Origin of the sequence: Sinorhizobium saheli, from assembly GCF_001651875.1 — a bacterium.
Taxonomy (GTDB): Bacteria; Pseudomonadota; Alphaproteobacteria; order Rhizobiales; family Rhizobiaceae; genus Sinorhizobium; species Sinorhizobium saheli.
The window spans coordinates 1-24,228 of sequence record NZ_LNQB01000086.1 but is presented as its reverse complement, the minus strand read 5'-3'; the positions used below and the strand labels follow the sequence as shown (position 1 = coordinate 24,228).

Sequence of the window (24,228 nt, the reverse complement as noted above, 5' to 3'; positions counted from 1 at the left end):
GCGCGTTCCTGAGCCGGGCGGAGGGTCACGAGCCCCCTTTGCCGGCGAAGCGCCTGCCTTGGCGGCCCAGTGTCTTCCCGAGCGCCGTTGCAGCGTCCGGTTGCAAGCCCGCCGCTGGCGTCACCGCGGTAACTGTTTCTTTGCCAAATCCCCGTAGGATCGTCTCATGGACGCCTTTTCGCGTCCCGTGAGGCGTGAAGGAGTTGAACATGCGCCGCTTGATGATTGCTGATGGGTCGGATGTCGTGCGCAAGGTCGGGAAACGCATCCTGTCGGGCATGGGGTTCCTGGTCTCCGAAGCGTCGAGCAGCCTCGAGGCGCTGGTCAGGTGTGAAGCCGAATTGCCGAATATTCTCATCGTCGATGCCGGGCTCGAAGGCGCGATCGAACTGATCGCCAATATCCGCCGTCTGCCGGAAAGTGCGTCGGTGCGGATTTACTATTGCGTCGTCGAAGCGGACCTGAGGAAGATGATGGCGGGCAAGCGCGCCGGCGCCGATGATTTCCTGCTGAAGCCCTTCGACCGCAAGATCCTGACGAGCGTTTTCGCAAACCAGTCGATGGCCGCCTGACGCCGCTTCGGCAACAGGAGTGACGACGAGGCCGCGGCCATGCTGCGGCCTTTTCGATTCTAACGTGCGAGGCGCCAGCCCGAAACGCGATCCGCCCCGAATGTGATCCGGACAACAAAAAACCCGCCCAGGGGAGGCGGGTTCTCGAGGCTGTGATCGGGCGAGAGGCAGATGCGGGGGGTGCCGGCGCGCCCGGGATCAAGGAAATCAGGCGGTTTCGAGATAGTCGCTGCCGTCCGGCTCGCGCAGCACATAGCCGCGACCCCAGACGGTTTCGATGTAGTTGGCGCCGCCGGCGGCGTTTGCGAGCTTCTTGCGCAGCTTGCAGATGAAGACGTCGATGATCTTCAACTCCGGCTCGTCCATGCCGCCATAGAGGTGGTTCAGGAACATTTCCTTGGTGAGCGTCGTGCCCTTGCGCAGCGACAGCAGCTCCAGCATCTGATATTCCTTGCCGGTCAGATGCACGCGCTGGCCGCCGACTTCAACCGTCTTGGCGTCCAGGTTGACGATCAGCTCGCCGGTGGCGATGACCGACTGGGCGTGGCCCTTCGAGCGGCGGACGATCGCGTGAATGCGCGCCACCAGCTCATCCTTGTGGAAGGGCTTGGTCATGTAATCGTCGGCGCCGAAGCCGAGGCCGCGCACCTTGTCTTCGATCCCGGCCATGCCGGAGAGAATGAGGATCGGGGTCTTCACCTTCGACAGGCGCAGCGTGCGCAGGACCTCGTAGCCGGACATGTCCGGCAGGTTCAGGTCGAGAAGAATGATGTCGTAGTCGTAAAGCTTGCCGAGGTCGACGCCTTCTTCCCCGAGATCGGTGGTGTAGACGTTGAAACTCTCGGACTTGAGCATGAGCTCAATGCTTTGAGCCGTCGCGCTGTCGTCTTCGATCAGTAGAACCCGCATAGTCTTCCCCTTTTCCGCCGCCCAAGGTTGCCGTCGCCCCCTTACGCGATACGGATCCAGTCGTTGCCTGATTTGGAGGCTGCCACCAAATGGTTAACAAATTCTGATTCACTCTGGCAAGGTGTATCGAGAATGTTAAATATTTTTAGCAGTCTCCTGATTCCAAAGGTGAATCTGAAATGGCGCTCTTCATGCGATACATGAGGATATGCCGCTATCCGACTCTTCTGACTCGCAAATGCACGAAGTGCCACATTTCATGCTTCAGCATTTACGGAGCCTTAAATCATCGTCCCTATGATTAACGATGCCCGTAAACGAAAGGTTACCAGCGGTAGGTATTTGTTAATGCCGCGGTCGATTTTTGTTTCCGACCCCTGGAGGGCCGGCGCAGCGGCGCTCGATCAGGCGGATTTCGGGTTCAGTCGACCCGGACTTGCGGCGGGTCGATTCGAAAGTCGAGCGCGGGGTGCGGTTGGAAACCGTGCACATTTTCCTCATCCCGCGCCCTATCAGTAACCGGGGTCTCGCTATCCACGGAGTATTGCGTATGAAAGCACGTGAGAGCCTTGTCCGTCTGAAGGAATTTCAGGTTCGGGAGAAGCAGCGCCAGTTGAACCAGCTTCAGTTGATGATGGCCGAGTTCGAGCGCATGACCAAGGATCTGGAAAGCCAGATCGTCTTCGAGGAAAAGAAATCCGGCATTTCCGATCCCGCCCACTTCGCCTATCCCACCTTCGCCAAGGCCGCCCGCCAGCGCGCCGACAACCTTCAGGTCTCGATACGCGAGTTGAAGGCGCAGCAGGATGCGGCCGAGCTCGCGCTTGCGGAAGTCCAGGCCGAATATGCCAAGGCTGCAGCCCTGGAGGAGCGGGACGCGGGGACGCGCATGCGCGCCTGAAGGCGCGACCGCGCCTTCGGCGCCGAGTTTGAGTTTCGACGGCCGCGCCCCAGGGGCGCGTCGCCGCGCTTACGCCTGCGCCCCTCCTCCCGCCGAAAGGGCGCTCGCCGCGGCCCTGTCTCTCAGGCCTCTGTCACATCCTGCCATTCCGGATGGCGCGCCACCTGGGCGCGCATGAAGGGGCAGAGCGGAATGATCTTCCATCCGCCCTTGCGGGCCTCGTCGACCGCGTGGGCGGCGAGGGCCTGGCCGACGCCCTTGCCGCGCAGCGCGTCCGGCACGAATGTATGGTCGACGATGATCAGGCGAGGCGACGACCTGGAATAGGTCATTTCCCCCGTGTGTCCGTCGAGCGTTGCCGCGTAGCGGCCTTTCGCATTGTTTTCCTCGGTGGCGATATCCATCGATCTTCCTTCGCTGGCACGGATGGTCCGTGCGGGACGCCAGGCAGCATAACCTTAAGATCGGTCGCGCACCAAGCCGGCGGCATTCGCCTCGCTCTCGGAGCATTTTGCAATCAGTCGGGCCCGACGCCGCACGAATGCGGCAAAACAAGCAGATAGAGCGGTGGCGCGAACGCCTGCGAGCGCATTCCGCCCCGAAACGAAACCGGCGGCTCGGAAGGTCCCGAGCCGCCGGTCGAACTATGGCCCTGTTGGGGGTCGGTCAGTGGCGGTACTGCTGGATGCGCGTGGTGCGCAGGCCGGCGAGGCCGTGATCGTTGATGGAAGATTGCCAGGAGAGGAATTCCTCGACGGTGAGAGCGTAACGCTCGCAGGCCTCTTCGAGGCTCAAAAGACCACCGCGCACGGCTGCGACGACTTCAGCCTTTCTGCGGATCACCCAGCGCCGGGTATTGGCCGGCGGCAGATCCGCGATCGTCAAAGGACTGCCATCGGGACCGATGACATATTTCACGCGTGGACGCATCATTTCGGTCATGGGACTCTCTACACAAACTCAAGACCATATGGCTGCGACCTTAGCTTGCCACATTTAATATTTGCCTAAGCGGCCGGTAACGATTTGATCATCATTTGATCGACTTCGATGTTCCGGGCACGTTCTGCGCCTTGCGGCGCGCCGGCGAAGAAAAGCCTCTGATTTCAGAAGTCTTCGTCACTGCATTTCCCTTGAATCGACCGCGATTGAAGGGCGAAGACATGCAGCAATTCAAAGTGTGACCGCGCCCTTTGCGCATCTGACGAGACGCGCGGCGCCGCAGGGGGCCTTGCAATTACCACATTTCGCTTCGACTGGAATTCCCGATAGCGAGGCGCCGGATAGCAGAACGAGCGCCCATGTATACGCTCCCGGATTTCACCCTAGGGACCGCACTTGCGGTCGTGGCGCAACCTTTGCGAGCCGCACCGGCGGCGCAGGTGCCGCGTCATCAGGTGTCCGGGAGCCGATTTGACGCCGGCGGCAGCGCCGGCAGCATGGTGACCGGAATGAAGGAATTGAACGAGCAGGCTGAGCGGCGCGAGGCCGACGCGGGCGCTCTTTTAGAAATCGATCCCGCATCGGTGCGCACGGAATACGAGCTTCTCCATCTGATGCGGCGGCTGATCAAGCGCTACGACTTCGCGCATTTCCTGATCGCGCGGCTGCCCTTGGCGGATGAGCAGCGCTTCTCCGAGCGCCTCGTGCTCAGCAACTGGCCGGCCGAACTGGTGCGCCAATACGATGCCGGGGAGACTTTCCAGGCGAGCGTGCTGGTGGAGCGCCTGCGCCAGACGAAGCTCCCCGTCGCGGGCGGCGCCGAGCTTTTGGAGCCGGCGCTGAAGGGCGCGGGCAAGGCGCCGGTCCGCCACCTCCAGCCGCATCCCGACATGGCGCGCCATTTCGCGGTGCTGCTGCACACGACCTATGGCGAGCCGTTCGTCGCCGTGCTTTCGGGCAGGCGCGACGAGCCCAAGGGGGTGGAGCGGGCGACGCTCTATCTCACCCTGGTGCAGCTTTTCGAATGCCTCGAGCGCACCTTCGACGCCGGCACGGCGGTGCGGGAAAAGCTGTCGAGCCGCGAGATCGAGTGCCTGCGCTGGGCGGCCGCCGGCAAGAGCAGCGACGAGATCGCGATCATCCTCGGCATATCGGCCTATACGGTCGGCAGCTATTTCAAGAGCGCGACCCGCAAGCTCGACGCCGTCAACCGCATGCAGGCGATCGCCCGGGCGATGCGGATGAAACTGATCTGACGGCCGGAGCGCAAGAGGCGGAGCGCGCCGCACTTGCCGGAATGAGCGCAAGTTTCTATATGTCGCGCCACGGAAAGCCGTAGGAATTGCCGCCGGGGCCGCTTTTTCGCCCGCGGCCGAACGCGTGAAACAGGGTAGAGGCGGGTGGCCCTGCCCGGATGCCGGATTGGATCCCGTGAACAGTCTCGATTTTGACCGCAAGCCAGAAGATACGCGCGTCGTCGTCGCCATGTCCGGCGGCGTCGATTCCTCCGTCGTGGCCGGCCTGCTCAAACGCGAGGGCTACGACGTTCTCGGCATCACGCTGCAGCTCTACGATCATGGCGCGGCCGTCCACCGGGCCGGCTCCTGCTGCGCCGGCCAGGACATCGACGATGCGCGCCGCGTCTGCGAGACCCTCGGCATCCCGCATTATGTGCTCGATTATGAGGCGCGCTTCCGCGAGACGGTGATCAATCCCTTTGCCGAGAGCTATGTCGCCGGCGAGACGCCGATCCCGTGCGTCGCCTGCAACCAGACGGTCAAGTTCGCCGACCTGCTCGCGACCGCCAGGGAGCTCGGCGCCGACGCGCTCGCGACCGGCCACTACATCCGCTCGCGCCCGAGCCCGGACCCGCGCTATGCCGGCCAGCGCGCGCTCTACCGGCCGGCCGACGCCGAGCGCGACCAGAGCTATTTCCTCTTCGCGACGACGCAGGAGCAGATCGACTACCTGCGCTTTCCGCTCGGCGGCCTTCCGAAGGCCGAGACGCGGCGGCTTGCCGAGGAAATGGGCCTGGTGGTCGCCAGGAAGGCGGACAGCCAGGACATCTGTTTCGTGCCGCAGGGCAAGTACAGCGACATCGTCTCGAAACTGAAGCCGAATGCCGCGCTTGCCGGCGAGATCGTCCATCTCGACGGGCGGGTGCTCGGCACGCATGAGGGCATCCTGCACTACACGATCGGCCAGCGGCGCGGCATCGGCGTCGCGACCGGCGAGCCGCTCTATGTCGTCTATCTCGACGCCCGCTCGCGCCGCGTCATCGTCGGGCCGAAGGAGGCGCTGGAGACGCGCCGCGTCTATCTGCGCGACGTCAACTGGCTCGGCGACGAGGAACTCGATGCGGCGGCGGCGCGCGGCTTCGACTGCTTCGCCAAGGTGCGCTCCACCCGCCAGCCGGCGCCGGCCGTCTTGAGGAGCGACGCCGAAGGAATCTATGTCGAACTCCTCGAAGGCGAGGCGGGCGTCGCCCCCGGCCAGGCCTGCGCGCTCTATTCCGCCCCCGGCGACGACGCCCGCGTCTATGGCGGCGGCTTCATCCGCAAGTCCGAGCGCGAACCCCGCGCCGAGGCCGCCCTGAAGGCGCTCCTCGAAGCGCCTGCGGCCGCGTGACAGGGCGCGATCGGCAGCCTCTGGAAAAGTTCACATTTTCCGACAGACTTTGCTTGACACTAGCTGGAACAGCACCTTATAAGCCGCCCGACCAGCCGAAACGGGCTTCGTTCACGAAGCTCGAAGGCACCGGCGGCGGAGTAGCTCAGTAGGTTAGAGCAGAGGAATCATAATCCTTGTGTCGGGGGTTCGAATCCCTCCTCCGCTACCACACGTCCCCTGTCAAGCCCGCGAAAGTCTGTTCCGGCTTCTCAATCTCGTTGCCGAGAAGATGATTTCGGAAGCCGAAGCACGTTGTAGCGCGCCGCGAATTTCCGGAATTTTGACAGCGAAAACCGGAAAAATGGATTCTCCGGCTAGCCTGTCAAAATCACCCTCAAAATATCCCTGAGGCCACCTCAAAGGCTGAATTTGTGGCTAGCTCCTCTTCGGGAAGGCTACATCCCAAGCTCATGACTTCCAGCCGTCCATCTCTTCAGGAGAGAATCTCTTCTTTCGGACACGGCTCCATGTCACGCCTCTCTTGATGACTTTGGCAGGCACACCAGCGATGACTGTTCCTTCCTCATCGAACTTGCCGTTCACGAAGGACATAGCACCAACGATGCTATCCGCTGGGACGGATGACCCTTTGCTGATGATCGCGCCGAGCCCCACCCATACGTGATCCCCGATGCTAACAGAGCCCGGGCTGTTCACCCTCTTGCCGCTGGCCCGTTCGATCACTGAATGCGCGTCTGTCGTGCGTATCTCGATCTCCCGAGAGAACATGCACCATTTGCCGAGGTGACGGCGATGTCCTGGAACTGCGCGGCGATGTTCGCGGTTTCGAAGCCACGGGCGCCGCGTGCCACAGGACCAACTGCGCCAGCGGCATTGGAATTGGCGGCACCTTCCAGAATGGCCCGGTTCCGACCTTTGATCGCGTCGATCGAAGCCAGCGTTGCCTGCCGATGACGGCTGAGAGCGGCCGTCATTTCGTTCGTGGACAGCGCGCCCTGGGCGTGGGCAGTGCGGATCTCGGTGACCGTCTGCTTGTACTGACGGATGACCCCGAAGAGCGGATTGTACTTGGCCCGGAGATTGTCGAGCGCCATGCCTTCGGCAGCAAGCGCGCCGGTCCACTCGCGGACATTTCTGTTGGCGGCTCCATCATGCAGCCCGACCGAGGAATTGATGAGCCGCTGCAGCTTGGTGGCGGTGCGCTCGGCTTCGGTCCCGATCGCCGCGACGGCAGCCTGGGCGGAGGCACCGCCACTCTTGGCGCCGGCTGCGTCGATGTTGACGCCGATCGAGAGTTTCAACGGTGTCGCCATCAGCCATCAACTCCATTGAGGATCGGGAGCGCGGCTTCCTCCATCGCGTGCAGGTCGGCGAAGATGTACGCCGGCGCGTCGAGCTGCTCGAGGACGATCTGACAGGCGGTGTAATCGAGGCCGATCCAGATGAGGCCGGCCATGGTCGCGACTACCCGCCACTGCGTTTCGCAGGCGCGGAAGGCGATAAATGATGACCAGTTGCATGCCATGATCGAAACGACACCCTCTTCGTCAGTCTCGTCCTCGGGCGCCCTCAAGCTCACCCGGAGGCTTTCAAATTCCCGCCGCATCTTGTCGTCGAGCACGGCGGGCTTGGTACGATCGGAGCAGCCGGTCCTGCCGTGAGCCCAGGCCTCGGCTGCTGCCTTCAGTTTCCCAGGCGGGCCTTGTCGCCCGAGATCGCCTCCTGGTAGGCGGCGTTCAGTCCCCGCCGGACGCGTTCGTGTTTCACGACGGCAAGGAAGGTCTGATCATTGAAGGGGATCGGCTGGTCGGTTTCGTCGATCAGCCCGCGCCAGTTCTTGAGCACCCGGCGGAAAGCCATCTGGTCGTGCGCGTCGAGCAGCTTCTCGATCTTCGCAAGGTTTTCGTCGCTCGGATCGTCGGCGGCCTGCTTCAGCAGAGCCTTGCGCTCCTCTTCGACCTTCTGGCTCTCCTCCCGATCGAGGATCTGCAGTTCGGCCTCAAAGGTGTGCTCGATGAACTTGCCGGGATTGTTCGGATCAGGCTCGGAAACCTTCACCGGCCACCAGCAGGTCAGGTTCTGGACAAGTTTGAACATGGGGTTTTCCTCGTTTCAAAGGGGCTTTGAAGGCGGCAGAACGCCGCCTCACTGGAAGGTGATGGTGAACTCGTCGTTGCCGGCGGCGGGCGTGAACATCAGCGGCAGGCTGTTGTTGACGATCTTCTGGGTCTCGCCGTAGGTCGGCCGGCCGATCTGAACGGCGGGCGCATCGAACTTCACGATGTTGCCGGCGACGGTCCCATGCTGGGCGGCGAGCACGCCGGTGGTGTGGGCGAGCGCCGTCTGGAACCAGTTCTTGCCGGCGAGGTTCGTCGCCTCGAAGATCGCGTTGCCGGTCATCACGCGGTCGACGTGCTCGATCTTCTCCTGGCCGATCAGCATGCGCGGCTCGATCTGGTTGCCGAGGTCGAAGGTGACGCCTTCGCAGGCGCCGGCATGGCCGTGCAGTGAGAACGTCGTGTTGACCTTGTTGACCGGGACCGGCTTGATGAACTTGGTAAGATCGACAACCGGCAGCACCGTGTCGGCGATCGGCCCGAGAAGGCCAGTGAGCGTCAAGGCGAAGCGCGGGATCTGGCGCGGCGTCAGGTTCGCCGTAAGCGTACCGCGAACGCCGAGCATCTTGTGGAGCACGCCATCCAGGTTGAAGTAGATCGACGCCGACTCCTGCAGAGACGACACCGGCGCATATTTCACGTCGACGCCGGCCGTGATGGTCTCGCTCATGCCGCAGGCCCGGAGGAGAACGCCGCCTGCCGGAGCCGTGCCGGCCGCGCCAGATCCGGCTATCTCGAGCTCGGCGGTCATGCGCACATAGTCGCCAACGAGGATCGCGCCCTGGTGGCCCATATAAGGTAGGGTCAGTTCGCGATTGACCTCTTCGCCAAGCAGCGGATCAATGCGGGCGTTGACGAGCAGCATGGCGTTTGCCGCGCCGGTCGGCGCCGCATCGACGCCATAGGTCACCTCGGGTTTCGCGAGCGCCGCGATGTTACGAATGAAGCGGGTCATGGTCGGTCCTTACTTCTTGCGGGAGGTCTTGGCGGCGGAGTTATCGGCGGAGGCGGCTGCCCGTTCCGCCTCCGCCACCGGGGACGAGGAAGCCCCGTCCGAGGCGGGTTTCTCCGCCTTGGCCTCTTCGGTGCGCTGAACGAGCCTCAGCGAACCATCTTCCGGATTGCGGATGTACGATCCGCCTTTGCCTGCATGCATCAGGGTTGCTCCTCGATGTAACGGTCGGTGGTGTAGACGTCCTCGTGCCAGATCGTGCCGGCGAGGGCCTGCTGCAGCTCGCCGGTGACGTGCTGCAGCGGTTCGTCGGCGCCAGTGGGCACGAAGCCGATCAGCTGATTGCGGACGTAGCTCTTGAGGTTGCCGATATCCTCGGCCGCGGCGAACTCGTCCGTGCCCGACAGGTTCTCAGTGACGATGACGACGCCGATATCGACCGAGCTTCGCTGCAGGACCGGGCCGGTGGAGCGTTCGCTCAGCGAAGACGTCTCGGTTGCCTCGAAGACGTAGACGGCCGGAACCTGCGGCGGACGGTCGGTGAGGCGACGCCGGAGCGACCGTTCGGAAGGGATCGGCGACCAGCCGTGCAACTGAGCGGCTTCCATCATGCGCCGGTAGCAAGCGGAGAAGCCCGGCTTCTCCGGCCGCAAATAATCGGACTTCAGGAAGTCCCAGGCGCTGGGGTGGCATTCGGCAGTCTGCGGAGCCACTCCGTCCGCCGAGGCGGAGGCCGGAGCGAGCGCTGCCAGCCAGTCTTCGGGATCGACGCCCTCGGTCGCCTTGCGCCACTCGTAATAGGCGGACTTCTGAATGCCGGCATCCAGCGTGGCGACGCCAATTGCTGCCGTCCTGTTCAACCCGCGTTCTCGGACGAGCTGCTCGACGCGATTGAGGACCTTCAGGCGCTCTTCGCAAGTCTCTTTCTGCGCCTTTGAAAGCGCATTGAAGCGCGACCAAAGGAGGTTCTTTCTGGCGCGCGCTTCTTCCCATCCAGCAGCGTCCGGAGCTTGCCGGAGGCGGAGTTGCGCCGCCTGCGGCAAAAGAGAGATGTGATATTCGAAACCGCCGCCACGTCCGGCCCGAGGCCGGGCCTTGTCGGTCGAGCGCCAGCCGGACTGGGCGATCATCAATTCGATGCCCTGGCGTGTCTGCGGCAGGTCGGGCAGGCGCGCCGCCGCGATCTCCGAGGATGTGAGCCATTCTTTCGCGCCGCTGCTGATCATCCGCGCGTCCTCCGGATGTTCACCGGCCGGGACTTGAGCGCACGCAGCTCCGCGCGGATGGTCTCCTGTTCCTGCTGCAGGCGGGCGATTTCTGCGAGGCGGGCCTCGTCACCGATGAGCAAAGTCGCACCCTGCTCGGAAACGGCCTCATCCCAAAGCCACATCGCGCCGGTCGCGTGCACGAAGGCTGCGAAGCGCGGCAGCGTGATGTCGTGCCCTTCCTTGCTCTCGGCAGTGTAGGCATCGAGCATCGCCTTGCTGATCGAAGGCAGGCCGAGATACTGCGCCATGCGCGCTGCGATGGTGGGGCGGTCGTAGGGGCACTCGCGGATGGCGCGGGCCATCGCCCGCTTCATCTTCGACCGATAGCGGTCGATGTCGATACGCGCGACTGGCTCGCGAACCGGGAACAACGGCTCCAGAAAGAGGTCGAACTGCGAAGGATCGCGCTTCATTCTGCGACCTCACCGATGAAGGCCGCAAAGACACCGTCGGGCTGCTCGTAGATTGCGCGCAGGAACTCAATGCAGGCGTCTTCGTCCGCATCGTCCCATGCTGTGAGCAGGCGGCTCACTGCGAGCTTGCGCCGATCCTCGTCGGAGAGCTGCATCTTGGTCTCGCTGCCGACGACAGACGTCCAGGCGGCTTTAAGGTCGCCGCCGGCAGCCAGCGCCGTCGCCAGCTTGCCCTGCTCGGTCGGACCGAGTTTGGCTATCTTGAGCAGTTCCGATTGGTTGTCGGCATGAGGTGTTCCGCGAAGCCGCTCGCGCACCTTCGGATGGAGATTCTGAGCGATTTTACTCAAACGGAAGTAGGCGCGGCGGGACAGGCCCATGCGATCCGCGACGTGCTGTGAAAACCCGCCGCTTTCTGCCTCCTGTTCGAATAATAGTGCCAAGTTGGCACTATTTCCGGGGCGACCTGCTTCGACCTTGCCGTTCTTCTGCTCCCACACCTCACGGTACTTTGCGAGGAAGACAGCCCGATCGATAACGGACAGTTCGTTGCGAAACAGGTTTTCCGTGATCTCGACTAAGTGCGCCTCGGCCTTGTCACCTTCGACGACCATGGCATCTATCTCGGCGTCGTCATTGATGACGCATGCCCGAAGGCGGTGGGCGCCGGCAACGAGTGTGAATTTTCCGCCCTTGGCCGCGGGTGTCGCACGCACCGTGATGGGGTTGATCTGGCCATGCTCGACCATGCTCTGCGCGATGGCGATCGCGTGCTCTTCCTCAACTGCGCGCAGTCGTTCCGGAACGACAATCTCGGCGATCCTGATACGTTTGAACTCGGCCATTACGCTGCCGCCTTTCTCAATTGCTGCATGAAGATGTCCTTTGCCTTTGCCGCCATGCGGGCGTAGGCCTTCGCGAAAACTGGGCAGCCGAGCCGCTCGTCGATCTTGGCAATGGCGAAGGAAATGGAGGTGCGCTGGCGCGCCTGCATCTTGACGATGCGCCGGCGCGGCACGCCGAATTCGACATGAAAAATGTAGATGGCGACCTGCCGTGCGAGGGCCGCGTCAAAGAGATCATGCGGAGGCGCAATGATGTCCCGCACCGCGATGTGCGAGAAGTGCGCCTGCACTGCCTTGAAGCAGCATGAGAGCATCACGTCGAGCCGCTGCTGTTCGTCGTAAGGGTTCAGCATGCGGCGTCCACCAGGGCAATGATTGCGGCGACGAGGCCTCCCAGCGCTACGCTGAACAAAAGCGCTGTTTGGGCCGCATTGCAGATCGGGGACCGTGACGGGATGAAAGGGTTTTCCATGTCTAAACCCTCGCCGCTTTTTGGCGTTGCCGCATCGTCGGCGGCCGCTCATAGTTCTCACGCGGCTGAGGGGATCGGCGCTGACCGGAGGGCCGGTAACGGCTTGGCCACAACAGGTGAGCCTTTGTACCGAGAGCAGCGGCGATCGCCCTTTCGCCAGCCGCGTTGGGTTCGCGGAGTGTCGTTCCGGCGGTGCCGCGGGACAGTTGGAAGCGTCGGTCGATATCGAGCAGTGAGAGGCCGGCAAGCACGAGCTTGTGCTTGATTGCGGCAAGCTCTTCCAACTTGTCGATCGATGTTTCTTGCGGGTTGTCCGTCCTTTGTGGGCGGTGCATAGTCTTTCCTCGTTGTGAAAGGGGAGGCCCTGGCCGGTCTCCCCTTTCATGGGTGATTTGTTCCGTATCTATGGATAGAGATAGCCAGATTTGGCCATCTCGTCAAGGGAAAGTGGCCAGATATGGCTACATGGTGCTGATGGATAATCTGGGTGACCGCATTCGAGAGGCGGCTGCAGAAGTAGATGGCCTGAAAAGGCTAGCTGAGCTCATCGATGTGCCGAGACGTTCTCTCGGTAACTGGCTAACGGGAACGCAGCCGAAGCCCGAGCACCTGCAAAAAATTGCGGACGTAACGGGCGTGCAGCTTCACTGGCTCATCACTGGTGAAGGACCGAAAAAAGAGGACCCGATTTCGAAGGCGATGCAGCGCCTTCTGAAGCTGTCAGAGAACCCCGGCGGATTGACCAACGAGGAGCTCGCTGATCTCAACCAGGAGAAATTCGGCGCGGCCATGCAAAAGTTCCGCGGGCTTCAGGAAGACGAGGTGCCGCCGTACGTCGCTCCTAACACGGGGCTCAATATTGCCCTGCTGCAGCGCCTCTCAGACCTCGTCCAGGCTGTTTTCCAGGAATGCAAACAATCGGCGCCTCCTCGAGCGATAACAGCCGAGGCTGGAAACCTCTATAACGAGCTTCTGCAGATGGTCGTCGACATACATGACGAGGAGGTCGTCGAGGCGCTCCTACCGGTCCTGCGCGCACGTTTTAAGAAGCGTCTCGATGAAGCTGCCGCCCGGCCCGGTTCTGGCAAACGCTCGGCCTAATGATCGTCAAGCCACGCTTGGATCAGCCAGAACTTCAGTCGTGACCAGCCGGCCCCGGTCTTCGACCAGGCTGCGCAGCGGTATCGACGATATGAGGGATCAAACCGCTCCCGCCTGGATGGCACGAGCGAAAGGGGCCAGCGGACGCGGCCCCTCGAAACTCAGGTACACATAACTCTAAACCCCAGCCCTTCAATTCACGTTCAAGTAGGTCCCGCATCATCTGCGTGCAAGGGCAGCAATTGCTACTCCTAGACGCAGGGGCACGGGCGCGTTGGCAACGTGGCCTCAGACCTTGTTACCGTTGTCTTTCTCGCTTGGGGGTGTAGCTGCGGCAGCGCGCTCGCGACGTTCGAGTTCCTTCAGAACCGCTTCGCGGATGAATTCAGCACGCTTCATCTTGCCGACGAGGGCGTCAATGCGCTCCGGAACGCCGTCCGGCAGCCGCACTAGAATCGGTTTCACTTTCAACGGAGGACGCCCCATGCGGCGTGGATTATCCGATATCGGAAAGTGAGTCAATTTCGCCTCCAGCATATCCATAAGCGATATCGCTTATTGGATATAACCGATATCGCTTATATGTTCAATCCAAAACTGCCCCAGGGGTTGAGGCACGCTGGGGATAGAGCTGTACAACTCAGCAGAGCGCCGATTTTTTTGCCGACCAGAGGACGTGGACGAGAGGCATTCTCGAAACATGCAAGTAGCGGGCAATTTTCGGGCGCGCGCTTGCATGTTCGAAACAGCACGGTGGAAACGCGCAACGCCTTGATTTCTCGGGACTTGACAGCCTCACGTGCTGAACATGCAAGCCGCTTGCATGTTCGAATTGGACTTCGCGCCTTGCCGATCGGCAAAATCGGTCGATCGCCGCTGCCGCGGCCGGCGCCTGGTCCTTGATTTTCAGGGCTTTGAAGACGCCTCAAAGGCATTTCATGGATTTTTGAAGGGCTTTGCGGGTTCGCGCCGCTTTGCCATCAACAGCCCGCCGCTGGCGCTGTTTTTGTCAGACCGGCTGTCAAAACGCCCCGCCGCCGTCGCGCCGCAGGTCCTCGCCAACGCCTTGTTTTCTCGGCGTTTCTCAGCAGTTCCCGGATAATCCCGGATATTCCCGCCTTCTTCCGGATATGTCTGTCAAACAACACACGTCGATGAAGTCTATGCGTTGCTGCGGGAAAGCGCACGCGCAGCAATCGAAGCACGCGACAAGAAATAAACACTAATCGGTAAGAAGAAAAAGCCCTCTTGCTTTCGCAAGAGGGCTTTTCCATTAGAGCAGTCGGCCGAACAACAGACCGATGAAGCCAGGCTGATCCGAAGATCAAAGCCCAATCGAAACGTCTTCGTCGACTGGCTGGCTTCGAGAACCAAAGAAGCGTGCATACGCATCTCCTATCCCATGTGCGGAAGCCCTTATTGAGCCGCGACCCGCACGCCGACTTTGTTGAGGGAATTTCCGATTTTGCAACAGCCTAGGAGGCCCCCTCAAGCACGCGGCTGTCTCGCGTTAAAGTTTATATGGCAGCGGCAACATCCGTGTTCAAGGGGTAGCTCGCCATGTCTTGAACGTGTTTCCACGATGCTGGGCGGGGCACATGCGCACTTGCTCCGTGTCTTACGTCAGCTTAACTTGATATCGAATATTGAACCGGGGGGCTCGCGAGAATGGAAGCGATTAGCCTTGGCACGGTACTTACTGCGCTGCGGGAGATAGCGCAAATTGTCACACGCTTTCAAACATATCTGCGAGAGCGTAATAAGAAACGATTTGAAATCATAGAGCAAATCTTGGCAGCGGTCGCCCGCACTTCTGATATCATCCGACAAAAAGAGCAGAAGACGCCGACCGGGGGCTGGGAGCAGGAATTGGCCCAGCGCGAGATAGGGCAGCTGTGGCGCTCAATCTCTTACGAAGTAAGGCAGATCGACCCAAGTTTCAGCAAAGAGCTGTTTGTGAAAGGTTTGTTCTGGCTCGACAAAGGAGTGGGGGGAAAGAGCAGGTTCGTCTTCGTTATATCCTTGAGCGAGATTGTGCGAAGGGCATTAGGGCTGCACCCAGACTATGGCAAGTTTCTCAGCAGCGAGAACCATCTGAAAGATATTAGCGAAGTAAACACATCACGCGCAGTTTCGGCGGCAATTGCTTTGTTGGGAAAAGTCACGCCGCCGATGGACGTGGTTGTCGAACGCAAAGTCGAGACCGAGAGTGTGCACGAAGCCATTGCGTTCGCGCTACCTATTCTTGACGGGGGGGAGGGCGATTACCTCTATGTCATTGACATGCTCCAGAATGCCCTTGCGGCACCCGAGGCGCAAACTGCACATAAAATCGACAAACAGAGAGCCGAGTATCTCTTGGCCGTTGCTCTGGATGGTACGGGTCAACAAGCTCAGGCATTATCGAAGATTGAAAACCTGATTTCCGCTCTTTCCGTTCAAGAGCCTACTGTGCAGGAAGCTGAGCTGCTCGCACGAAGCGAGGATCTTCGCGAGCATATTAGGTCGAGAATGCTGCACACCTAACACAATCTTTTTGGCGATCGTCGAAGGACGGTTTTGGCGCTGCTCTTGTTTTTTCGGGAAACGACAGCAAACGACTCGCCAGATTCTCGACGGCGCTGGCGTGAGGGTGAAGCTCTATTGCGGGAGCGGCGGGTACCTCGGCAAGTTCTGTGGTTAGGCGTTTCCGCTCCGCCTCAAGGGCCTTGTAATGAGCCTCGGCTTCGACAGGGAGCATACCGCGGGCCAGTAACTGGAATTCTAGCTGCCCCTTCATTCTCCCAGCCGACATTCCTTGGCCGCACGCTCCCGTACTATCTTGGAGCGAAAAATGCGCCTCTACACCGATCGCTGGTTCCGGCCTCCTTGATCCTTGACGCGGACCTTGGCTACAGTGTTGCAGACCATCGTTACCTTTTTCGCTAGCTCCTCGAGTGTTGCCATCACGCGGGTCACCTGCGTCAGCGTCGGGGCCATTTCAGGATCATACCGAGTGACGAGGTATTCCCTGTTAGAGGTAAGCGCTGCCAAATGTTCGGCCGTACGTCTACGCAACTTTAAGCCGGCACCAATCGCCATTTGCGATCGCTCGCGTATGTTGTGCTGAAGGCCGCGGATCGCCTTGGAATCGTGCCCCTTGGCGAGCAGAAATGCATTCAGATAGAGCTCAATTGAGTGAAGGGCGAGGAACCGTCGCGGAATGTGCAGTTTGCGCCGCGGAGAGTGTTCTCCGAGCACGGCGGCGGCCATCTTGTAATGCTGTGCCAACTTGAGAATGTCGTCTGCGCTGGCCGAAGCTCCAGGGTACGCTGTATCCACAAAGGTGTCTCCCCGTGATGAGAGATGCGATTTTGATGATCTTAAATATCACAGGTCAATTCACTCGATTGGGCTAGTAGACACAACCGCGGCGGAAGCTATTGCCTGGCATCAGCAATCCGCGCGTTCGAACGGCCTTAAGCGCCGTGGGAATCGCAACGCTTGATCATGAGGCAATTCAACGTAAACTTGTCAGGCGCACCCACGCCACGCGTTCTTTACGGCAACGGTGACAACATGCCCAGCAAACGCACACTCTTTGGAGCTCTCTCTTCCCGCTTTGCGTCGGATCAAGCCTGTGCCGTCAATAACTGCCTTCGGGCGGCGGTGAGGCAGACAAACCTTATCTGATGCTTCCCACAATGATCTAGACTCTCGCGAAATAGGTGCCACATTATGAAACATGAGCGGCGGAAACGACAGCGCGGGGAATGCGGGTGACGCAAGGCAGCGCTTCGGTTTGGGGGGGCTTGCCGAGGCGATCGTCGAGACGCTCGATCAGCCGCTGCTGATCCTCACTTCCAATCTCACCGTCGCGGACGTCAATTCCGCCTATTGCGAGACGTTCGGCGTTACAGCCGAGGAGACGCGCGGCCAGCCGATATATCGGCTGGGCAACGGCCAATGGGACATACCCGAGTTGCGCGGGCTCCTGGAGCAGGTCCTGCCCGAGCGCGTGATGGTGAAAGGCTATCGGATCGAGCACAAGTTTCCCGATATCGGGCGGCGCGTCATGATCCTGAACGCCCGAAGAATAACCGACAATCGCGGGCATCCGGAACTGATCCTGCTCACAGTCTCCGATCGAACGGAAGCGGAGCAGGCCCGCTTCGAGCTCGAAGGCCATCGGGAATTTTTGGAGAAGCTGATCGACAGCGTTCGCGAAGGACTGCTGGTGCTCGGCTGGGATCTGAGGGTCGTCAGGGGGAACCAGACCTTCTATGACCTGTTTCAGGTCTCCCGCGCCGGCACCGAGGGCCGGCTCGTGTATGAGCTTGGAAATCGGCAATGGGACATTCCGAAACTGAGGGAGCTCCTGGAAGACGTCCTTCCCGACAACAATGCCTTTGACGATGTCGAGGTGGAGCACGACTTCGAAACGATCGGTCGGCGCATCATGCTGCTCAATGGCCGCCGTCTCGATCATCTCGACCTGATCCTGCTGGCGATACGCGACGTCACCGAACAACGGCGAATGGAGGCGCAGCAGCGGACAATGATGGGCGAGCTCCATCACCGGGTGAAGAACGTCCTCGCGAGCGTGAACGCGCTGGCCAATCGCAGCCTGCGCGAAAGCCAATCCCTCGATGCGTTTCGCGACAGCTTCGCCACTCGCCTCGGCGCCCTCGCCAGGACCCAGGACCTGTTGATGCGTGCACCTGAGCACGATGTCCTCATGGCTGAGGTCCTGCGGCTGGAGCTGGAGGCCCAGGGCGGCCATGAGGGCGAAAACTACCAGCTGGACGGCCCGGACGTCACGCTGTCGCGCGAAACCACGCAAGCATTCGCGATGGCAATCCACGAACTGGCCACGAATGCCGTAAAACACGGCGCCTGGGCCTCGCCCGAAGGCCGGGTGAAGGTAACTTGGACAGCGCACCGGCGAAAGGGCAATGGAACGCATATCCGTTTCTGCTGGCGAGAGACCGGCCGCGAGATCGATACCACTTCGGCTCGCAAGGGCTACGGCTCGCAAGTCTTCGAAGGCGTGTTCAGCCATTCCCTGGACGGCACGTCCGAATTGACGCTCCATCCTGACGGCGCCGAGTTCGTTGCCGAATTCAAGCTGCAGGATTAGCTTTTGCCTGCTGCTGCCTTCGGATGCGTTTCCTTGATCTTCGCGTCCCGGGTTTCCGGCCCGGCGTCGCCGCGAGAGGTCGGCAGGCGACCTTGACAATTGTAAACGCACATTCTTTCGCTAGATTGGGCTCGTGCATGCGGCCCGCGTCTCGCCGGAAGACCCGGGCGAGCTTCGCCCGGCTCACAGGTGTTCAGGTCTATGACTATCCGTAAGCAGAAAGCAAACACGGCATCGGAAGAAAACGCGGTTCGAGCGCTTGCCACGGCATCCGAACAGCCGTCGAGCCACGCGGCGTTGTCGCAGAATGAGATCACGATCCTGGCGGAAACCTTCCGCCTCCTTGGCGATCCGTCGCGCTTGAAAATCCTGCTCAGCTGTCTGTCGGGCCCGAGATCGGTGAGCGACATCGCCGAGAGGCTGGATCTGTCACTATCCCTGGTGAGCCACCATTTACGGCTTCTGCGCGGGGCACGCCTCGTCAAGGGCGTGCGCCGGGCCAAGCAGATTTTCTATGAGATCGCCGACCAGCACGTCAGTCAGGTGCTGCAGGACATGGCAACGCACGTCTCGGAAGATCACACCGACGATTAGAGCGGAAGGCGCTCACATGCCTTCGCTCCAGCGCCCTATCTGTTTGTTTCTGCAGGATTTTGCAGTCAGGTGATTCCACCCGGCTGCAAAATGCTCGAGCGCACGCGGTCCGAAACCGGGACGGTTCTCGGAAAGCCCGAAGCGCGGGTTCAAACAGTCACAGCGACCCTTTGCGCCTGAGAATGACGCGCTGGGCCGTAGCTGTAGCGGAAAGTCTCCTGCTTACACTTGAATATTTGTTCAAGTATGCTATTGATATTCGAGCCGCGCAGGTTACCGAGGCGAAGGCGCCTGCTCGACGCGGCGGGAGGAGCACCGAAAATGACGAGAGGACTTTCAACGCCGGGCACTGGTGAACGCCTCGGCTTCCGCGTCGACGGCATGGATTGCGCAAGCTGCGTCGGCAAGATCGAGACTGCCTTGGAACGCCTGGGGGGTGTCTCCGATATCGCCGTGAACTTCGCTGGCGAGACCTTGTCGCTATCGCGCGATGTGTCCAGCAAGACGACGGCGAAGGACATTGCCAAGAAGATCCGTTCGCTTGGTTTTGACGTCACGGAACTGCCGCCATCCGCCGTTCCCGCCACGCAGCGCTCCAGCGCGGATGTTGCTCACGCCGAGCACGACCACGGCGGCTGTTCCGGCGCGCACGTTCACGAGCATGACCACAGCCATGACGACCACGGCTGCAGCGGCGGTCACGAGCATGGCCACGGACATGATCACGGCCATCACGGCTGCAGCGGCGGCCACGGTCACAAGCATGACCACGCCCACGATCACGGCCATCAGCATGGCCACAAGCACGACGGTTGCGGCGACCACGGCCATGACCACGGACATGACCATGACCATAAGCATGACGGCCACGGCTGCAGCGCCGGCCATGACCATTCGGCGCGTGTCGTCACCCCACGCGCGGCTCTGAGTTCCCCGCCCAACGTTTCGATGAGGGTCGAGGGCATGGATTGCGCGAGTTGCGTCGGCAAGATCGAAGTTGCGTTGGCGCGCATGCCCGAGGTTTCCGACGTTCGTGTCAATTTCGCGACCGAGACGCTCGAGCTGACGCTTGCCGGTGGCGAAAGCACGAAGGTCAGCGACATCGAGAGGACAATCAAGAGTCTGGGTTTCGGCGTCTCCAACGCAAGGAAGCTCGTCTCCTCCTCCGGCTCTTCGGCTGAGGTCGCGCCAGCCCCCGTCACGCCGCCCCGCCAGCGTTGGTGGCAGACCCGCAAGGGCAGGCACGTCGTCGGTCTTGGCCTGCTGATGGGCTCCGCCTACGCGATCGCTCTCTTCATCCCGCTTTACGCGGAGTGGATCTTTGCCGCCGCGGTCGTCGCAGGTGTGGTTCCCTTCGCCCGCAGGGCCTTCGCGCTTGCGGTATCAGGCTCGCCCTTTTCGATCGAAACCCTGATGTCCGTGGCCGCAATCGGCGCCCTCGTCATCGGCGAGGCGGAAGAAGCTGCGGCGGTCGTATTCCTGTTCGCAGTCGGCGAGTTGCTTGAAAGCGTCGCCGCAGCAAGCGCCCGCGCCGGCATCAAGGCGCTCGCCTCTCTCGTGCCGAAGACGGCAGTCCTCATCGATCCCGCTGGCGGCCAACGGGATGTCCCTGCCGCTTCCTTGCGCGTCGACGATCTCGTTCTGGTGCGGCCGGGAGATCGGGTGCCGGCTGACGGACGGATCGCCCGGGGAGCCTCCAGCCTCGACGAGTCTCCCATTACCGGCGAATCCGTGCCGCGCTCCAAGGCGCCGGGAGACAGCGTCTTCGCCGGTTCCATCAACGTCGATGGCGTTCTTCAGGTCCGTGTCGAAAAGACGGCCTCTGACAACACCATCGCACGGATCATCCACCTCGTTGAGCAGGCCCAGTCTTCCAAGGCGCCGACGGCCCGTTTCATCGAGAAGTTCAGCCGCTACTACACCCCCGTCGTTATGCTGATCGCGGCCCTGATCGTCGTCGTCCCGTCATTGGCAATGGACGGCGACTGGCACGCCTGGCTCTATCGTGGCCTCGCTCTGCTGCTGATCGCATGCCCCTGCGCACTGGTCCTCTCCACCCCCGCTGCCATCGCTTCGGGCCTGGCCGTCGGCACGCGCCGCGGTCTCCTGATCAAAGGGGGCAATGCGCTCGAAACCATCGGCAGGGTCCGTGCCATCGCTTTCGACAAGACCGGCACCTTGACCGAGGGCAAGCCCGGCATCACCGAGATCGTCGCGCTTGGAGACAACGAAGAGAATGGCGTCCTTGCTCTGGCCGCGGCCGTCGAGAGCGGCTCGAACCACCCGCTCGCGAAGGCGATTGTGGGACGTGCCGAGACCGCCGGAATTGCTGTACCGGCAGCAACCGATGCTTCCGCGACGGCTGGCAAGGCCGTCCATGCGACGGTACAGGGCCGTCGTCTGGCGGTAAGCTCCCCGGCGCATGCCATCAAGGTCGCGACGGTCGATGGGACGGCGCTCGAGGCCATCGAGAAGCTCGAAGGTCGGGGCAACACCGTCGCGGTGCTGTTCGACGAGCGGACGAAAGAGGTTCTCGGCCTCGTTGCCCTGCGCGATGAACCGCGGCGCGATGCGCGTGAAGGGGTCGCCCGACTGAAGGCAATGGGCGTGCGCCCCGTCATGCTGACCGGTGACAATCGGCGTACCGCTCAGGCGATCGCCAACGGTCTCGGCATCGAATGGAACGCCGAACTGCTTCCGCACGACAAGCTCGATCTCGTCAATGAGATGAAGAAAAGCGCGAAGGTGGCGATGGTCGGAGACGGCATCAACGACGCTCCGGCACTCGCCACGGCCGATGTCGGCATCGCCATGGGCGGCGGCACGGACGTGGCAATCGAGACGGCGGACGCCGCCCTGCTGAAGAGCAGGGTCACCGACGTCGCCCATCTGATAGCGCTGTCACGTGCGACGATGGCGAACATCCACCAGAACGTGGCCTTCGCTCTGGCGCTCAAGAGCCTCTTCCTCGTCACCAGCGTCGCCGGGATTACCGGCCTCTGGATCGCCGTGCTCGCCGACACCGGGGCTACCGCGATCGTCACCCTGAATGCGCTGCGGCTTCTGCGCTTCAAGGGCGCGGCTACGGCAGATGGCGACCGAGACGAAGGTTTGCGACGTCCCCTGCTGCCCGTCGAAAGCCATTGATCGTTCGCTTCGGAGAAGCCGCCGGCGTCTGGGTCGGCGGCCCGTTACTTCTGGAATGCCACGCTTTGAGTTGACTGCGGTCAACGGCAAGCTTTGCCAAATGCGCTGCTGGATTCAGCATATTGCTCTTCATGGCTTATATTAGGCTTTGGTAATTGAGGTGGCGACCGATTGAAGAGTCAGGCTTTAGCGTCGCCTTTGCCCAGGGCACCAGCCAGCCAGTGAGCGCAACATGCCAGAGGAGGGGCAGGCTCACCGGAACCGGGCGACGTGAGAGAGTGCCACCGAAAAGCTGGCGGCGGCGAGACTCCTTCTTCGTAGTGCAGAGTGGCTCAGAACAAGAAGCCGGCGTAGCACGGCCAGCGGTTCGCTTCCGGCGATCCGTTGCGGAGAGGGCAATACGAAACCACACAAGAGGAGGAACAGATAATGAAGAAAATTGCAGTGGCGGCAATCTGCGCGACGGCCTTGTCGACAGGCGCGAGTGCCCAGGAGGGCAAGACGCTGACCTATGCCGAGTTCGAGCCGGTTCAGACCAATTGGCAGATGGGCAGCAGCGATGCCTTTTTGGGTAGCCGCGCCGGCTGTTTCGAAGCACTGGTGCGTGTCAATGGGGAACTCAAGCTCGAGCCCGGTCTCGCCACGTCATGGAAGCAGCTCGAGCCGACGGTGTGGGAGTTCACGCTGCGCGATGGCGTCAAATTCCAGGACGATGCGCCTCTCACCGCTGAAGCGGCGGCCGGCGCGCTGAACCACCTGCTCGCCGAGAAAGTGCCGGCGCGGCCTTTCTCGCCCAAACTGATCAAGTCCGTGGAGGCGGTGGGGGAGAAGGTGGTCCGCATCACCACCCAGACCCCTTCGGTGCTGCTGCCGGCGCAGCTCGCTGCGCCCAACACTGCGATACTGTCGCCGGCCGCCTATCAGGGCGAGATCATCGATCCCGTCGGCCGTTGCACCGGCCCCTTCGAGATCGTCGAAGTCAAGCCCAAGGAATACGTGAAACTGAAACGCAATGACGATTACTGGGGCGGCAAGCCGGCGCTCGAGGGCGGCATGGTGGTTTTCATTCCCGATGCCAATACCCGCATGACCCAGGTTCGCAGCGGCGAGGCCGATATAGCACGCCTGATCCCCTCCCATGGCGTCAAGCAGCTGGAAGGGGTGGAGGGGATCGAGCTGATACAGCTCAAAACGCCGCGCGTGACCGAGTTGCTGCTCAACAACAAGAAGGCGCCGCTGAACGATGTCCGCGTCCGCCAGGCCATCCAGGCGGCGATCGACGTTGCCGGGATTGCGGCAAGCGTCTATGAAGGCACGGTAACGGCCGCGGCGTCCGCCTTCGCGCCCGGCGACCCCTGGGCGCCAAAGGATCTCAAGCCGATCTACGATCCGGCGCGCGCCAAGGCGCTGCTGGAGGAGGCCGGGATCCGGCCGGGGCAGTTGCAGCTCGAACTCCTGGCCTATACGGCCAGAGCCGAACTGAAGGATATCGGCGCCATCATCCAGGCGCAACTTGGCGAGATCGGCATCAAGGTCAACCTGCGCGTGGCCGAATACACCGCGATCGAACCGCAGATGATCTCCGGCGACTATGACATGGCGCTGCTGTCGCGCGGCTATCTCAGCGACGTTGCCGATCCCTTCGGCTTCCTCTCGGCCGATTATTCCTGCGGCGGCGGCTACAATATGTCGCATTACTGCTCGGAAGAGGTCGACGCCCTGATCGAGAAGGCTTCCTCGCTCAACGATGCGCAGGCGCGTTACGAAATCTATGCGCAGCTCGCCAGGAAATTCTTCGAGGAAGCGGTCACCGTATACCTGGTGAACGAGACGTCCTTCGACGCCCGTAGTGCGCGGGTGAAGAACTACGAGATGCATCCATTGACCTACAACCTGATGACCAAGGATATCACGCTCGAATAGCTCGAATACCGGGATCGCACGGGCCTGCTCCCGCGCGATCCCATCACCCCTACGGCAGTTTTGGTACTTCCCACTCCCTGCCGTGACGATGAGGCGTCACGGGCCGCGGCAGCAAGCTGCTCGTGATTTGCGCTTCCTACCGCCTGTCCATGCCCATGTTCGGGAGCCATGCCGTCCGACAGGCAGGTGGCAAGGCCGTTCGCCCTGAAGCACCCCGCGGACGATCATGCCGAGATCGCCACTAGCAGGCTGCTGAAAATCGTGTTGCGTTACCGCAAGCCATCGCGGTTGGTGCGATTTTTTGGCGGATTTCGGCAGGATT

Annotated in this window: 27 protein-coding genes and 1 tRNA gene; 13 read left to right on the top strand and 15 right to left on the bottom strand. The window is 61.6% G+C overall.

The window, feature by feature from the left end; genetic code table 11:
- The first annotated feature begins 209 nt into the window (after positions 1–209).
- A complete protein-coding gene (locus tag ATB98_RS22150) occupies positions 210–572 on the top strand; it encodes a response regulator (RefSeq protein WP_066877539.1) in 363 nt (120 codons plus the stop codon).
- A gap of 207 nt (positions 573–779) precedes the next feature.
- On the opposite strand, the gene ctrA is transcribed toward ATB98_RS22150, so the two are convergent.
- The gene (gene ctrA / locus ATB98_RS22145) at positions 780–1,481 is read right to left on the bottom strand and encodes a response regulator transcription factor CtrA (RefSeq protein WP_066877537.1); all 702 of its coding nucleotides are present in this window, start codon (positions 1,479–1,481) and stop codon (positions 780–782) included.
- Between the two features lie 550 nt (positions 1,482–2,031).
- Here ctrA and ATB98_RS22140 point away from each other — a divergent pair.
- On the top strand, positions 2,032–2,382 hold the full coding sequence (locus ATB98_RS22140) for a flagellar export protein FliJ (RefSeq protein ID WP_066877535.1): 351 nt from the start codon (positions 2,032–2,034) through the stop codon (positions 2,380–2,382).
- Between the two features lie 122 nt (positions 2,383–2,504).
- Here the strand turns inward: ATB98_RS22140 and ATB98_RS22135 are convergent, their stop codons facing one another.
- Positions 2,505–2,786: a GNAT family N-acetyltransferase gene (locus ATB98_RS22135; RefSeq protein ID WP_066877533.1), complete on the bottom strand. Its 282-nt coding sequence runs from the start codon at positions 2,784–2,786 to the stop codon at positions 2,505–2,507.
- Positions 2,787–3,048: 262 nt separating this feature from the next.
- Positions 3,049–3,324 carry a CtrA inhibitor SciP gene (gene sciP, locus ATB98_RS22130; protein WP_066877531.1) on the bottom strand — a complete coding sequence of 92 codons (276 nt, stop codon included), beginning with the start codon at positions 3,322–3,324 and terminating at the stop codon, positions 3,049–3,051.
- Between the two features lie 95 nt (positions 3,325–3,419).
- On the opposite strand from sciP, the gene ATB98_RS29135 reads away from it, so the two are divergent.
- The 4 genes from ATB98_RS29135 (at position 3,420) to ATB98_RS22115 (ending at position 6,163) form a co-directional block, all read left to right on the top strand.
- Positions 3,420–3,566, top strand: coding sequence for a hypothetical protein (locus ATB98_RS29135; protein ID WP_153435984.1), 147 nt, complete (start codon positions 3,420–3,422; stop codon positions 3,564–3,566).
- A 267-nt stretch (positions 3,567–3,833) separates the two neighbouring features.
- Positions 3,834–4,580: a helix-turn-helix transcriptional regulator gene (locus ATB98_RS22125; protein WP_066877570.1), complete on the top strand. Its 747-nt coding sequence runs from the start codon at positions 3,834–3,836 to the stop codon at positions 4,578–4,580.
- A 175-nt stretch (positions 4,581–4,755) separates the two neighbouring features.
- Positions 4,756–5,952: a tRNA 2-thiouridine(34) synthase MnmA gene (gene mnmA / locus ATB98_RS22120; protein ID WP_066877568.1), complete on the top strand. Its 1,197-nt coding sequence runs from the start codon at positions 4,756–4,758 to the stop codon at positions 5,950–5,952.
- Positions 5,953–6,086: 134 nt separating this feature from the next.
- Positions 6,087–6,163, top strand: a tRNA-Met gene (locus ATB98_RS22115).
- A 511-nt stretch (positions 6,164–6,674) separates the two neighbouring features.
- On the opposite strand, the gene ATB98_RS22105 is transcribed toward ATB98_RS22115, so the two are convergent.
- The 10 genes from ATB98_RS22105 to ATB98_RS22060 form a co-directional block, all read right to left on the bottom strand.
- Complete coding sequence (locus ATB98_RS22105) at positions 6,675–7,268, bottom strand: hypothetical protein (protein ID WP_066877529.1); 594 nt, start codon at positions 7,266–7,268, stop codon at positions 6,675–6,677.
- Positions 7,268–7,576 carry a DUF1799 domain-containing protein gene (locus ATB98_RS22100; protein ID WP_084435678.1) on the bottom strand — a complete coding sequence of 103 codons (309 nt, stop codon included), beginning with the start codon at positions 7,574–7,576 and terminating at the stop codon, positions 7,268–7,270. Before ATB98_RS22100 ends, ATB98_RS22105 begins: the two co-directional genes overlap by 1 nt.
- A 62-nt stretch (positions 7,577–7,638) precedes the next feature.
- Positions 7,639–8,052, bottom strand: a complete 414-nt coding sequence (locus ATB98_RS22095; protein ID WP_066877527.1) for a hypothetical protein — start codon at positions 8,050–8,052, stop codon at positions 7,639–7,641.
- 48 nt (positions 8,053–8,100) lie between these two features.
- Positions 8,101–9,027 carry a phage tail tube protein gene (locus ATB98_RS22090; RefSeq protein ID WP_066877525.1) on the bottom strand — a complete coding sequence of 309 codons (927 nt, stop codon included), beginning with the start codon at positions 9,025–9,027 and terminating at the stop codon, positions 8,101–8,103.
- Positions 9,028–9,036: 9 nt separating this feature from the next.
- Complete coding sequence (locus ATB98_RS22085; protein ID WP_066877523.1) at positions 9,037–9,228, bottom strand: hypothetical protein; 192 nt, start codon at positions 9,226–9,228, stop codon at positions 9,037–9,039.
- The gene (locus ATB98_RS22080) at positions 9,228–10,250 is read right to left on the bottom strand and encodes a phage tail terminator protein (protein ID WP_234781986.1); all 1,023 of its coding nucleotides are present in this window, start codon (positions 10,248–10,250) and stop codon (positions 9,228–9,230) included. Before ATB98_RS22080 ends, ATB98_RS22085 begins: the two co-directional genes overlap by 1 nt.
- Positions 10,247–10,705, bottom strand: a complete 459-nt coding sequence (locus tag ATB98_RS22075; RefSeq protein ID WP_066877521.1) for a hypothetical protein — start codon at positions 10,703–10,705, stop codon at positions 10,247–10,249. The genes ATB98_RS22080 and ATB98_RS22075 overlap by 4 nt, the downstream gene beginning before the upstream one ends.
- Positions 10,702–11,550, bottom strand: coding sequence for a ParB N-terminal domain-containing protein (locus ATB98_RS22070; RefSeq protein ID WP_066877519.1), 849 nt, complete (start codon positions 11,548–11,550; stop codon positions 10,702–10,704). Before ATB98_RS22070 ends, ATB98_RS22075 begins: the two co-directional genes overlap by 4 nt.
- Positions 11,550–11,903: a hypothetical protein gene (locus ATB98_RS22065; protein ID WP_066877517.1), complete on the bottom strand. Its 354-nt coding sequence runs from the start codon at positions 11,901–11,903 to the stop codon at positions 11,550–11,552. The genes ATB98_RS22070 and ATB98_RS22065 overlap by 1 nt, the downstream gene beginning before the upstream one ends.
- 121 nt (positions 11,904–12,024) lie before the next feature.
- Positions 12,025–12,357, bottom strand: a complete 333-nt coding sequence (locus ATB98_RS22060) for a helix-turn-helix domain-containing protein (RefSeq protein ID WP_066877514.1) — start codon at positions 12,355–12,357, stop codon at positions 12,025–12,027.
- Between the two features lie 130 nt (positions 12,358–12,487).
- Here ATB98_RS22060 and ATB98_RS22055 point away from each other — a divergent pair, with 130 nt between their 5' ends.
- Complete coding sequence (locus tag ATB98_RS22055; RefSeq protein WP_066877512.1) at positions 12,488–13,123, top strand: helix-turn-helix domain-containing protein; 636 nt, start codon at positions 12,488–12,490, stop codon at positions 13,121–13,123.
- Positions 13,124–13,411: 288 nt separating this feature from the next.
- On the opposite strand, the gene ATB98_RS22050 is transcribed toward ATB98_RS22055, so the two are convergent.
- Positions 13,412–13,666, bottom strand: a complete 255-nt coding sequence (locus ATB98_RS22050) for a ribbon-helix-helix domain-containing protein (protein ID WP_234781984.1) — start codon at positions 13,664–13,666, stop codon at positions 13,412–13,414.
- Between the two features lie 280 nt (positions 13,667–13,946).
- Between ATB98_RS22050 and ATB98_RS22045 the strand changes: the two genes are divergently transcribed.
- Together ATB98_RS22045 and ATB98_RS22040 are read left to right on the top strand one after the other, a co-directional pair.
- Complete coding sequence (locus tag ATB98_RS22045; protein WP_066877510.1) at positions 13,947–14,225, top strand: hypothetical protein; 279 nt, start codon at positions 13,947–13,949, stop codon at positions 14,223–14,225.
- A gap of 566 nt (positions 14,226–14,791) precedes the next feature.
- Positions 14,792–15,649 carry a hypothetical protein gene (locus ATB98_RS22040; RefSeq protein ID WP_066877508.1) on the top strand — a complete coding sequence of 286 codons (858 nt, stop codon included), beginning with the start codon at positions 14,792–14,794 and terminating at the stop codon, positions 15,647–15,649.
- A gap of 315 nt (positions 15,650–15,964) precedes the next feature.
- Here the strand turns inward: ATB98_RS22040 and ATB98_RS22035 are convergent, their stop codons facing one another.
- Entirely contained in the window at positions 15,965–16,444 is a 480-nt protein-coding gene (locus ATB98_RS22035; RefSeq protein WP_066877506.1) for a HEPN domain-containing protein, read from the bottom strand.
- A 403-nt stretch (positions 16,445–16,847) separates the two neighbouring features.
- On the opposite strand from ATB98_RS22035, the gene ATB98_RS22030 reads away from it, so the two are divergent.
- The 4 genes from ATB98_RS22030 to ATB98_RS22010 all read left to right on the top strand — a co-directional run bounded on the left by ATB98_RS22030 (position 16,848) and on the right by ATB98_RS22010 (position 23,906).
- Positions 16,848–18,242, top strand: a complete 1,395-nt coding sequence (locus ATB98_RS22030; RefSeq protein ID WP_066877504.1) for a sensor histidine kinase — start codon at positions 16,848–16,850, stop codon at positions 18,240–18,242.
- Positions 18,243–18,443: 201 nt separating this feature from the next.
- Positions 18,444–18,836, top strand: coding sequence for an ArsR/SmtB family transcription factor (locus tag ATB98_RS22025; protein WP_066877502.1), 393 nt, complete (start codon positions 18,444–18,446; stop codon positions 18,834–18,836).
- A 321-nt stretch (positions 18,837–19,157) separates the two neighbouring features.
- Positions 19,158–21,983: a heavy metal translocating P-type ATPase gene (locus tag ATB98_RS22015; protein ID WP_084435674.1), complete on the top strand. Its 2,826-nt coding sequence runs from the start codon at positions 19,158–19,160 to the stop codon at positions 21,981–21,983.
- Between the two features lie 429 nt (positions 21,984–22,412).
- Complete coding sequence (locus tag ATB98_RS22010; RefSeq protein WP_066877496.1) at positions 22,413–23,906, top strand: ABC transporter substrate-binding protein; 1,494 nt, start codon at positions 22,413–22,415, stop codon at positions 23,904–23,906.
- The last annotated feature ends 322 nt before the right edge of the window (positions 23,907–24,228 follow it).

What these genes read in the sequence shown, in the direction of transcription:
- ATB98_RS22150 (WP_066877539.1), top strand. Translation starts at nt 210, where the DNA reads ATGCGCCGCTTGATGATTGCTGATGGGTCGGATGTCGTGCGCAAGGTC.
- ctrA (WP_066877537.1), bottom strand. Translation starts at nt 1,481, where the DNA reads ATGCGGGTTCTACTGATCGAAGACGACAGCGCGACGGCTCAAAGCATT.
- ATB98_RS22140 (WP_066877535.1), top strand. Translation starts at nt 2,032, where the DNA reads ATGAAAGCACGTGAGAGCCTTGTCCGTCTGAAGGAATTTCAGGTTCGG.
- ATB98_RS22135 (WP_066877533.1), bottom strand. Translation starts at nt 2,786, where the DNA reads ATGGATATCGCCACCGAGGAAAACAATGCGAAAGGCCGCTACGCGGCA.
- sciP (WP_066877531.1), bottom strand. Translation starts at nt 3,324, where the DNA reads ATGACCGAAATGATGCGTCCACGCGTGAAATATGTCATCGGTCCCGAT.
- ATB98_RS22125 (WP_066877570.1), top strand. Translation starts at nt 3,834, where the DNA reads ATGAAGGAATTGAACGAGCAGGCTGAGCGGCGCGAGGCCGACGCGGGC.
- ATB98_RS22105 (WP_066877529.1), bottom strand. Translation starts at nt 7,268, where the DNA reads ATGGCGACACCGTTGAAACTCTCGATCGGCGTCAACATCGACGCAGCC.
- ATB98_RS22095 (WP_066877527.1), bottom strand. Translation starts at nt 8,052, where the DNA reads ATGTTCAAACTTGTCCAGAACCTGACCTGCTGGTGGCCGGTGAAGGTT.
- ATB98_RS22090 (WP_066877525.1), bottom strand. Translation starts at nt 9,027, where the DNA reads ATGACCCGCTTCATTCGTAACATCGCGGCGCTCGCGAAACCCGAGGTG.
- ATB98_RS22085 (WP_066877523.1), bottom strand. Translation starts at nt 9,228, where the DNA reads ATGCATGCAGGCAAAGGCGGATCGTACATCCGCAATCCGGAAGATGGT.
- ATB98_RS22080 (WP_234781986.1), bottom strand. Translation starts at nt 10,250, where the DNA reads ATGATCAGCAGCGGCGCGAAAGAATGGCTCACATCCTCGGAGATCGCG.
- ATB98_RS22075 (WP_066877521.1), bottom strand. Translation starts at nt 10,705, where the DNA reads ATGAAGCGCGATCCTTCGCAGTTCGACCTCTTTCTGGAGCCGTTGTTC.
- ATB98_RS22070 (WP_066877519.1), bottom strand. Translation starts at nt 11,550, where the DNA reads ATGGCCGAGTTCAAACGTATCAGGATCGCCGAGATTGTCGTTCCGGAA.
- ATB98_RS22065 (WP_066877517.1), bottom strand. Translation starts at nt 11,903, where the DNA reads ATGCTGAACCCTTACGACGAACAGCAGCGGCTCGACGTGATGCTCTCA.
- ATB98_RS22060 (WP_066877514.1), bottom strand. Translation starts at nt 12,357, where the DNA reads ATGCACCGCCCACAAAGGACGGACAACCCGCAAGAAACATCGATCGAC.
- ATB98_RS22055 (WP_066877512.1), top strand. Translation starts at nt 12,488, where the DNA reads ATGGTGCTGATGGATAATCTGGGTGACCGCATTCGAGAGGCGGCTGCA.
- ATB98_RS22050 (WP_234781984.1), bottom strand. Translation starts at nt 13,666, where the DNA reads ATGGATATGCTGGAGGCGAAATTGACTCACTTTCCGATATCGGATAAT.
- ATB98_RS22045 (WP_066877510.1), top strand. Translation starts at nt 13,947, where the DNA reads ATGTTCGAATTGGACTTCGCGCCTTGCCGATCGGCAAAATCGGTCGAT.
- ATB98_RS22040 (WP_066877508.1), top strand. Translation starts at nt 14,792, where the DNA reads ATGGAAGCGATTAGCCTTGGCACGGTACTTACTGCGCTGCGGGAGATA.
- ATB98_RS22030 (WP_066877504.1), top strand. Translation starts at nt 16,848, where the DNA reads ATGAGCGGCGGAAACGACAGCGCGGGGAATGCGGGTGACGCAAGGCAG.
- ATB98_RS22025 (WP_066877502.1), top strand. Translation starts at nt 18,444, where the DNA reads ATGACTATCCGTAAGCAGAAAGCAAACACGGCATCGGAAGAAAACGCG.
- ATB98_RS22015 (WP_084435674.1), top strand. Translation starts at nt 19,158, where the DNA reads ATGACGAGAGGACTTTCAACGCCGGGCACTGGTGAACGCCTCGGCTTC.
- ATB98_RS22010 (WP_066877496.1), top strand. Translation starts at nt 22,413, where the DNA reads ATGAAGAAAATTGCAGTGGCGGCAATCTGCGCGACGGCCTTGTCGACA.